10 protein-coding genes are annotated in these 9,197 nt (G+C 39.4%); all 10 read left to right on the plus strand.

Features of this window, described 5'->3' with window-relative positions:
* Positions 1-73 precede the first annotated feature (73 nt).
* A complete protein-coding gene (lpxC, locus tag LGB01_01055; GenBank protein MCB4752815.1) occupies positions 74-958 on the plus strand; it encodes a UDP-3-O-acyl-N-acetylglucosamine deacetylase in 885 nt (294 codons plus the stop codon).
* On the plus strand, positions 939-1,406 hold the full coding sequence (locus LGB01_01060) for a hypothetical protein (protein ID MCB4752816.1): 468 nt from the start codon (positions 939-941) through the stop codon (positions 1,404-1,406). The genes lpxC and LGB01_01060 overlap by 20 nt, the downstream gene beginning before the upstream one ends.
* A gap of 14 nt (positions 1,407-1,420) precedes the next feature.
* The gene (thrB, locus tag LGB01_01065) at positions 1,421-2,302 is read left to right on the plus strand and encodes a homoserine kinase (protein ID MCB4752817.1); all 882 of its coding nucleotides are present in this window, start codon (positions 1,421-1,423) and stop codon (positions 2,300-2,302) included.
* Positions 2,303-2,357: 55 nt separating this feature from the next.
* A complete protein-coding gene (locus LGB01_01070; GenBank protein MCB4752818.1) occupies positions 2,358-2,618 on the plus strand; it encodes a DUF448 domain-containing protein in 261 nt (86 codons plus the stop codon).
* Positions 2,618-5,227: a translation initiation factor IF-2 gene (gene infB, locus LGB01_01075; protein ID MCB4752819.1), complete on the plus strand. Its 2,610-nt coding sequence runs from the start codon at positions 2,618-2,620 to the stop codon at positions 5,225-5,227. Before LGB01_01070 ends, infB begins: the two co-directional genes overlap by 1 nt.
* A 48-nt stretch (positions 5,228-5,275) precedes the next feature.
* Complete coding sequence (gene rbfA, locus LGB01_01080; GenBank protein ID MCB4752820.1) at positions 5,276-5,656, plus strand: 30S ribosome-binding factor RbfA; 381 nt, start codon at positions 5,276-5,278, stop codon at positions 5,654-5,656.
* Positions 5,646-6,074 carry a ribosome maturation factor RimP gene (gene rimP, locus LGB01_01085; GenBank protein MCB4752821.1) on the plus strand — a complete coding sequence of 143 codons (429 nt, stop codon included), beginning with the start codon at positions 5,646-5,648 and terminating at the stop codon, positions 6,072-6,074. The genes rbfA and rimP overlap by 11 nt, the downstream gene beginning before the upstream one ends.
* 122 nt (positions 6,075-6,196) lie before the next feature.
* Entirely contained in the window at positions 6,197-7,207 is a 1,011-nt protein-coding gene (ribD, locus tag LGB01_01090; protein ID MCB4752822.1) for a bifunctional diaminohydroxyphosphoribosylaminopyrimidine deaminase/5-amino-6-(5-phosphoribosylamino)uracil reductase RibD, read from the plus strand.
* Complete coding sequence (ubiE, locus tag LGB01_01095) at positions 7,197-7,934, plus strand: bifunctional demethylmenaquinone methyltransferase/2-methoxy-6-polyprenyl-1,4-benzoquinol methylase UbiE (protein ID MCB4752823.1); 738 nt, start codon at positions 7,197-7,199, stop codon at positions 7,932-7,934. The genes ribD and ubiE overlap by 11 nt, the downstream gene beginning before the upstream one ends.
* A gap of 20 nt (positions 7,935-7,954) precedes the next feature.
* Positions 7,955-9,197 (plus strand): exodeoxyribonuclease VII large subunit (gene xseA / locus LGB01_01100; GenBank protein ID MCB4752824.1); only part of this gene is annotated, 1,243 nt, incomplete at its 3' end.

Genomic DNA, 9,197 nt, shown 5'->3' on the forward strand with positions numbered 1-9,197 from the left:
ATATATGATAAGGATATATTTAATATTCTATAGTATAATTTTCAAATTGTATAAATTTTAAAGGGAGAGTGGCATGCAACAGCGCACAATCCAGAAGCCTATCGAAGTGGTTGGTATTGGTTTGCATAAGGGTGAACCAATCAAGTTACGCCTCGAACCGTTAGATGTAGATGCCGGTATTGTCTTTTATCGAGAAGACCTTGCTCTTTCTGTCCCTCTTTCTCCCGCTTCTGTAATTGATACCCGTATGGCAACTGTAATTGGAAATGAAAAAGGATTTATCTCCACGATTGAACATTTTCTCTCTGCACTGTATGCTTACGGGATTGACAATCTTCGCATCATTATTGATGGTAATGAGATGCCTATTATGGATGGTTCGGCAATTTCCTTCTGTTTGTTGCTTGATGAAGCAGGTATTGCAATGCAACATGCTCCTAAAAAAGTGATTTGTGTTAAAAAGAGTGTAGAGGTACAAGAGGGGCAGAAGTGTGTTCAGCTCTCTCCAAATGAGAGTGCAGAATTTGATTTTAAGATTGACTTTGATCATCCTGTGATTGGAGAGCAGAAGTATTGTTTAAAGTTTAGTACACATAACTTTATTGAAGAGATTGCACGTGCAAGGACATTTGGGTTTGCTAAAGATATTCAGTACCTTCAAAGTCAAAATTTAGCACTTGGTGCCAACTTACAGAATGCTATTGGACTTGATGACCATAAAGTGCTAAACCCTGAAGGATTGCGTTTTGAGAATGAATTTGTACGTCATAAGATTCTTGATGCCATGGGAGATATGATGGTTTCTGGACACAATATTCTTGGTCAGTATAGGTCATTTGCAGGAAGCCACAATCTCAATTACCGACTTGTCTCTAAGTTGCTTTCAGATAGTAAAAATTATGAGATAGTAGCAGTTGAAATGCTACAAAGTAGAGACTTTGCGAAAAGTTTTGCCTAAAGTTACTCTTTTAATTATCTCTATCGCCTCACCGCTAATGGTCGGGGTATATGAAAATAACAGACTGGTTCAAGCACACAGTAGTAACAAGAAAACATCAGAAATACTCCTCCCTCTTCTAAATGGAATTTTTAAACAATATAATGTTAAAGAGATTATCTATACTCGAGAACCAGGCTCCTATATGGCGACCAAGCTTACTTATATCACACTAAAGACTATTGAAATTTTACGAGGTATTCAAATTAGAGGATGTAGTGCTTTCTCTCTTAATGGAGGGAAGCCCATCAAGGCAATTGGTAGCCTTTACTTTATCAAGGAAAAAGAGACTATAATGACAAAAAAATTAGAAGAGCCGGTCAATACATGCTTTGCATTACCTCATAGTATTCAAGATCTTGCGATAGATGAAGAGTCAACCCCTGAGTATCTGTTACCGGCTGTTTAACGGAAGAAGTCACTATGTTTGTAAGTGTACCAGCTACTTCAGCAAACCTCGGTCCAGGGTTTGATACGCTAGGACTAGCAGTTGATTTGCGCAATGAGATTATTATAAAGCCTTCAAAATTCTCCAGTCTCTCTACGAAAGGTGAAGGTTCTAGTAATCCAAGAATTAGAAAGAATACACTCTTTTTGAATATTTTTAATGAGAACTATGAGCGCCTCACACAAAGATTGGATAACTTTCGCTTTGAGTTTACCAATCGTATACCTATCTCTCGTGGTCTTGGTAGCTCTTCGGCAGTTATTGTTTCTGCCCTTAGTGCAGCCTATATGGCAGCAGGAATACACTATAACAAGCGAGAGATTCTTAATCAAGCACTTCGTTATGAGCACCATCCTGACAATATTACTCCAGCTGTAATGGGTGGCTTCAATGTTGCATGCGTCGAAGGTGAGCGTGTTTACAGTAAAAAAAGAAGATTACCGAATTATCTCAAAGCAGTTGTTGTCATTCCTAATCGTACTATTTCTACGGCTAGGTCACGTACAATACTACCTAAGGTGTACCATAAAGAGGAGATGGTCTATTCTCTTTCAAGGGCTGCCTATATGACGGCACTCTTCATGAGTGAGTCATGGGATTTGCTACGGATTGCCTCTAAAGATAAGCTACATCAGATACGTCGTATGAAGATTATGCCTGAGCTCTTTGAAGTACAGAAAATAGCACTAAAGCATGGAGCAATTATGAGCACACTTTCTGGATCAGGCTCAACTTTTTTTAATTTGGTTTACGAGAAAGATGCACAGAGCATTCATTCTACCCTACAAAATTGCTTCCCGCAATTTCGTGTCTTTACTCTTATGTTTGATAATTATGGGGTTATCAGTAAGAGCTGACTGCTCTTAATCTCTTTTGGATATAATACACATGAAAAAATTACACCCTATACGAATGTGCATCGCTTGCCGAAGCAGATATCCTCAACATACTTTGATCAGATTAAAGCAGGAAGGTAATGATGTTATAGCATATAATGGATATGGTAGGAGTTTCTATCTATGTAATACATGTATCAATAATACAAAGAGGGTCAAGGGCTTAATGAAACGTTTTAAACTTAATGAAGAGCATTTTGTTAAGCTATTGATAGAGGTGGCTCAGCAGGTCAGTCCATGCGATATGTCACACTCAAATGAAGGAGTTAATAAATAATGGATAAAGTTAAAATCCAGGAAGTAGCATTGGAGGCGGGACTCTCCAACGGTGATCTCATTGAAAAAGCAAAAGAGCTAGGCTTTAATGTCAAAGCAGCTAATAGTGCAATTAGTTTTGGTGATGCTGGTATTCTTGTAGAATATATCATGAGCGGTAATTTGCCCGCAGGGTTTAAGAAGCCAGAGGAAGAGAAAGAGGCTACTGCTGTCAAAAAAGAAGAGCATGTGGAAACAGAACCTATTTCTAAAACAGACGAGCTTAAGGTAGAGTCTATTGAAGAGGATGTTGAAGTTGAACCTTCAAAAGTAATTGAGGAAGATAAAACCATACCAAAAGAGCCCAAAAAACGTAAAGGTATTTCTATTTCGAGCAAGAGAAAAGAAGAGCCAAAGATAGACAATACTGAAGGCAACCAACCAAAGAAAAGAATACTTTCAAAAAGTAGTATTAAGATTGTTAGAAAGGCAAAACCTTCACCTGCTCGGGCAATCAGTAAAATATCTATGAGTGATGCAATACCCACCCCTACAAAAAAGAAGACTAAAAAGAGTCCAGCTCAACGTAAAGATACAGGTACAAAAATTGATATCTTAAATCATGATAGTATGCGTGGAGATATTGATAGTGGTTTTGGTGAGGAAGAAGTAGTGCTACTAGACTTTTCTGACAAGAATATCTATGAAGAGATGATGCGTCAGGATCAGAAACGTAAAGAGGAAGCAAAGAAACGTGAACTTTCTATGGGAGGAGCAACCAAAGGTAGGCAACCCTTCCGCCCTCAGCAGAGACGTTCACTCAAGCGTGGCGGAAAACGAAAAAAGTATACTAAAGAGGAAAACACTAATGTAATTACATCAGTGGAGATACCTGAAAATGTAAGAGTTTATGAGTTTGCGGAGAAAATTGACAAAACTGCAGGCGATGTAATCAAAGTACTATTTGCACTAGGAATGATGGTGACAAAGAATGACTTTCTTAGTAAAGATGAGATTGAGATTCTTGCTGAAGAGTTTGGTGTTGAAGTGGTAACTATGAATCCACTTGATGAGCTTGATTATGTTTCCATATACGATACGATAGAAGATGAGAAATACGAAGAACGTCCACCGGTTATTACTATTATGGGACATGTTGATCATGGTAAGACTTCACTGCTTGATAAGATTCGTTCTGCCAAAGTAGCAGACAAGGAAGCAGGGGGAATTACCCAGCATGTAGGTGCCTATCAGGTTGAGAAAAATGGAAAGAAGATCACATTTGTGGATACCCCAGGACATGAGGCTTTCACCGAAATGCGTGCACGTGGAGCACAAGCAACCGATATTGTCATTATTGTTGTTGCAGCTGATGATGGGGTTATGCCTCAAACCAAAGAGGCAATTTCTCACACAAAAGCAGCGGGTGTACCAATGATCATTGCAATTAACAAGATTGATAAACCAGCTGCTAATCCTGACAATGTTAAGTCTCAGCTTGCAGAGATTGATGTGATGGCCACTGATTGGGGTGGAGAGTATGAGTTTATTCCAGTTTCTGCCCATACAGGAGAGGGTATTGATAATCTACTTGAGACAATTTTACTTCAAGCAGAAGTGATGGAACTACAGGCAGATCCATCACGTAAGGCTAAGGCAGTTGTGGTTGAAAGTTCTCTTGAAAAAGGGTTTGGACCAGTAGCAAATATCATTATTAAGAATGGTACACTTAATGTAGGCGACAATGTTATTGTTGGACAGACATATGGACGCGTCAGGGTTATTAAAGATGATAATGGAAATGATATTAAATCTGCACTACCAAGTGCACCAGTAGCTGTTGTTGGGCTTAGTGATGTGCCAGGAGCAGGTGAAGTATTGGTTGCAATGGATTCTGAACGAGAAGTACGTGAGCTTGCAGAGAAGCGTGCGGCATATGAAAGAGCCAAGCAACTCTCCAAGAGCACCAAAGCATCACTCGAAGACCTCTCTGCGCTTATTGCTGAGGGACAACTCAAAGCACTACCAGTTATCATCAAAACTGATGTACAGGGATCACTTGAGGCGATTAAAGGATCTCTTGAGAAGTTGCGCAATGAAGAGGTTAAGGTTAATATTATCCATGAAGGTGTGGGTGGTGTAACTGAGAGTGATGTAACACTAGCAGATGCGAGTGAACATGCAGTGATTCTAGGGTTCAATGTTAGACCAATAGGAGCTGTAAAAAAGAAAGCCAAAGAGCTAGGAGCCGATATTCGCACCTATAATATCATTTATGATTTGATCGATGATGTTAAAGCACTACTTGGTGGACTTATGAGTCCTGTCATCAAAGAAGAGATTACCGGACAGGCAGAAGTTCGCGAAACATTCATTGTCGGAAAAGTCGGTACAATTGCTGGATCTAAAGTTACAGAGGGTGTCATTACACGTAATTCTAAAGCAAGACTTATCCGTAACGGTGTAGTGGTTTATGAGAGTAGCATCTCTTCTTTGAAACGTCATACAGAAGATGCCAAAGAGGTCAAAAATGGGTATGAGTGTGGTATCATGCTTGAGAATTTCAATGATATTAAAGAGGGTGATGTGATTGAGACTTTTAAAGATGTTGAGGAGCAAGTGACGCTTTAATCAATAGTGTTAGCATCATTCTATATTTATTGATACGAGGAGTCAAAGATGACACAAGAAGAGATTAAGCGCCATAGGGTTGAGTCAATACTTAAAGAGGTTATTCCTGAAGCACTAGCAACACTTGATGATAGCCGTATCAACTCGCTACTAGTAACCGATGTAATCTGCTCCAAAGGAAGAAGTGATGCCAAGGTCTATCTGGATAAATCATTTTTGACTAGTCAGGAACAGAGTGAAGCACTTAAGCAACTTCGTATTGTAGCAGGATACATCCAGAACCATTGCAAACAGAGCGAAGGATGGTTCAAAGCACCACGTTTCACTTTTGAGTTCGATGAGCAACTCGAAAAGCAAAGTCGTATAGAAGTGCTCTTTAAGCAGATTTCACAATGCAAGAAAGAAGTGGGGGAATCAGATGAAGCTTGAGGAGCAGATCGAAAAGATTGTAGAGGCAAATGGTGCACATCTTTATGATATTGAGACTGTCACAGAGTTTGATGAGGCAATCTATCGTATCTCTATTGCCAAAGAGGGCGGAGTATCTCTTGATTTGTGTGCAGATATCTCTAGTGAGCTCTCTCCATTTCTTGATGTCAATCCACCAATGCATGGGCAGTACCGTTTGGAGGTCAGCTCTCCAGGCATTGATCGTAAACTAACGAAAATAAAACATTTTAAGCAGTCTATTGGCGAAAAGATAAAATTTAAAGTTCTTGGTGACGGTAAAAATAGAGGTATTTTGATAGAAGCAGATGATAGCGGTATCATGGTAGAGACAAAAGAGGGTAATAAGAGCTATAGTTATGACCAGCTAGGTAGTGTAAAGATCTATATGGAGTGGTGATTGACTATCTAAGATGAGCCCACTTAATACCAAATACTTAAGTAACAAATAAAGTGTTTTTCAGAAGATAGCTGATTTTGTAAAGAAGTTTAAAGGTATTGGCAAGGAGGTATGATAATAAAATGACCGATGAATTCTACATGCAACTTGCCCTAGATGAAGCTTGGAAATACCAACTTCTAACCTACCCCAATCCTGCTGTGGGCGCAATAGTTGTACATAATGGTCGTATTCTCTCTGTTGAAGCACATCAGAAAGCAGGTACTTCTCATGCAGAGGTGTTGGCACTTATTGGTGCATATGAAACCCTTTTAGGTAGACAGATTACTTTTGATCGTTTTGATGCACAGAAAGCCCACCATTTTCTTTGTGAGCTTCCCCAAGGTTTTTTTTCTCAATGTACTATTTACATTACATTAGAACCCTGTTCTCATAAGGGAAGAACCCCTTCTTGTGCATCCCTATTGCAGTCACTTTTGTTGCAACGGGTTGTGATTGGTATTAAAGATCCAATAGAAGATCATGGTGGTGGTGTTAGCATCATACAAAGTGAAACAAGCCCAACAAAGGTAACCATGGGCATACTTCAAGATGCGTGTAGGGCATTAATAGAGCCATTTTTTATTTGGCAGAAGCAAGCATTTATATTATTTAAGCTGGCTCAGACTACCAATGCACGGATTGGTGGTGGATATTTGAGCTCTCATAGCTCTCTTAAACATGTGCATAGACTACGTGAAGTGTGTAGTAAGCTATTGATTGGTGGAGAGACAGTTAGAAGAGATAGACCTACACTTGACTGCCGTTTCATAGACGGTATGGCACCAGATGTAGTGATCTATAGCAGGACAAAGCAGTTTGATTGCAACATTCCACTTTTTGATGTGAAAGAAAGAGATGTGACAATAAGCAATCATCTCTCTTTTCTCTCTAAACCATCTTTTATACTTGTCGAGGGAGGAGAAGGGATGCTTAATGTACTGAAAGATCGTATTGACTGGCTGTTAATCTATCAGACACCTAAGCTCTCTACGAATGATTTATCCTATAATATTGAGATGAACTTAACCTTTCTGCATCAGCAAAAGAGTGGTGTAGACATGATGATATGGAGTAGACAAAGTGGGGATTGAAAAACTAACCAACAAAGAGAAAAAGCAAGAGAAAATTGTAGAAATGTTTGATGATATTGCATCAACCTATGATAAAGCCAACCGTGTGCTTAGTATGGGTATCGATATACAGTGGCGCAAAAAGGGTTGCGACAAAGCCTTTGAGATATTAGATAAAAAACAGTTGGGACAAGTTACTGATGTGGCAACAGGAACAGGTGATTTGCTTATTTACTGGAGAGAGCAAGCACAAAAAAGTGGTGTAGTCATAGAGAAGTATGTCGGTATTGATCCTTCAGTAGGAATGCTTGGTGTTGCCAAAGAGAAGGTTGATTTTGCTGAATTTGTTGTGGGGAAGGCTCAGGAACTACCTGTAGAAGATGAAAGCAGCGATGTTGTCTCCATTAGTTATGGTATACGTAATGTTGTTGACAGAGTTGAAGCACTTCAGGAATTTAACCGGGTTCTCAAGTCTGGCGGATTAGTGGTTATTCTTGAATTTACCAAACAGGAGAGACGAGGGTTTGTTAATAAGATGGTTGATTTTGGAATGAAGAATATTCTTCCACGTATAGGTGGTTTCATTTCTAAGAACTATGAAGCGTATAAGTACCTGCCTGACTCTATTGAAGAATTCCTGTCTACCGAGATGCTCTCCAAAGAGCTTGAAGAGGCAGGCTTTGAGATGAAATATATTAAAAGTTTTTCCATGGGGATTAGTACACTCCTCATTGCACAAAAGCGATAAGTGAGGAGTACTGCTTGCAGATGATCTCTGTCTCTTCACTGAATATCAAAATCAAATCTCTTCTTGAGACCACTTTTATGCACATTCTTGTCGAAGGAGAAGTGGCATCGGTAACTTATCATACCTCTGGGCATCTCTATTTTTCTATTAAAGATGACAAAAGCACCATTAAGTGTGTTATGTGGCGTTCTTCTGTGGCACGAATGAAGTTCCGTATTGAAAAAGGGATGCATATTGTTGTAGAGGGATCTGTGAGTGTCTACACACCAAGAGGAGAATACCAGTTTCAGACAGTAAAGATAGAGCCGTATGGACAAGGGGCTTTGGCACTGGCTTTTGAACAACTCAAAGAGAAGCTTAAATCAAAAGGCTATTTTGATACGCAACAGAAGAAGATTCTACCAAAAAAGATTAGAAAGATTGTATTGGTTACGGCCAAAGAGAGTGCAGCGTTACACGATATGATAAAGATTATTGAAAAACGATGGCCACTAGTAGAGGTAGTTGTGATTGATGTATTGGTGCAAGGAGAGAGTGCAGCAGAACAGATCTCACATGGACTATATTATGCAGATAGCCTTGGTGCAGATATCATTGTGGTAGGACGTGGTGGTGGATCGACAGAAGATCTTTGGGCATTTAATGAGGAGAGTGTTGCTGATGCAATCTTTGCAATACACACACCAGTGGTGAGTGCTGTGGGCCATGAGGTTGATGTACTTATAAGTGATTATGTAGCCGATCTTCGTGCCCCAACCCCCAGTGCTGCTATTGAGATGATTTTACCTGATCGCAATGAAATGCTTTATGTGCTCAATGAAACAACAGAGCGTTTTGGTCAAACCATACAACAGCATATTGGACACAAAGAGCAACAGTTAAATCATAGTCAAGCACTATTGCTTCAACATGCACCAAAGAGAAAACTTCAGGAGATAGAGCATACATTTGTACGCCTCCAAGAAGAGTTTCTTAGAACTATATACTATCGCATAGAGCAGTTTGGCATATTATCAAAACAGCTACAAAGAGAGTTTGAGCAAAATATTACTTTTGTATTTCGGAATAAAGTGCAACAAGCATTACATCTGCATGAAAAAATGAAGCTTAGCGATCCGAAATTACAATGTAGAATAGGTTGGGCAAAGATTTCCAAGCAGAAGAAAACTGTAGGGCTTGACCAAATTGGAAAAGATGAATACTTTACTGTGGAAGATGCTTTTGTTCAAATAGACGCTGTCTGTCTTGAGGCTAAAAGAAAAA

This window comes from Sulfurovum sp. (assembly GCA_020525365.1).
Taxonomy (GTDB): Bacteria; Campylobacterota; Campylobacteria; order Campylobacterales; family Sulfurovaceae; genus Sulfurovum.